The organism is Xenorhabdus sp. KJ12.1 (genome assembly GCF_963876495.1).
Lineage (GTDB): Bacteria > Pseudomonadota > Gammaproteobacteria > Enterobacterales > Enterobacteriaceae > Xenorhabdus > Xenorhabdus stockiae.
On record NZ_CAWNQH010000041.1, the window covers coordinates 1 to 363 of the forward strand.

Annotated in this window: 1 tRNA gene; it reads left to right on the top strand. The window is 43.0% G+C overall.

From position 1 onward, the window contains the following. Positions 1 to 287: 287 nt before the first annotated feature. Positions 288 to 363 (top strand) — tRNA-Asn (locus AACS92_RS04245).

The following is a 363-nucleotide window of genomic DNA, read 5'->3' on the forward strand; positions in this document are numbered from 1 at the left end:
GTCAAACTGGCGACGACGACATCAGTACCACGCACAACAATGTCATTATCGGCGCCGGGATACCCCTCTTATTCCACAGCCATTACGGCTGTAGTACTAGTCGCCACACTTTGTAGTGCCACAAGGATATTGATTATTGTAAATAATGGCTATTTTCCATTACAAAAAATGACAAAACATCACCACATAGAACAACGCTTAACCAATTGAATTTATTTTTTATTTTTCTGCTTTACAACCCTTCTCCATTCCCCTATCATTCATCTCGTTCTCAGGAACACAGCAATTCCTCCATAGTTCAGTCGGTAGAACGGCGGACTGTTAATCCGTATGTCACTGGTTCGAGTCCAGTTGGAGGAGCCA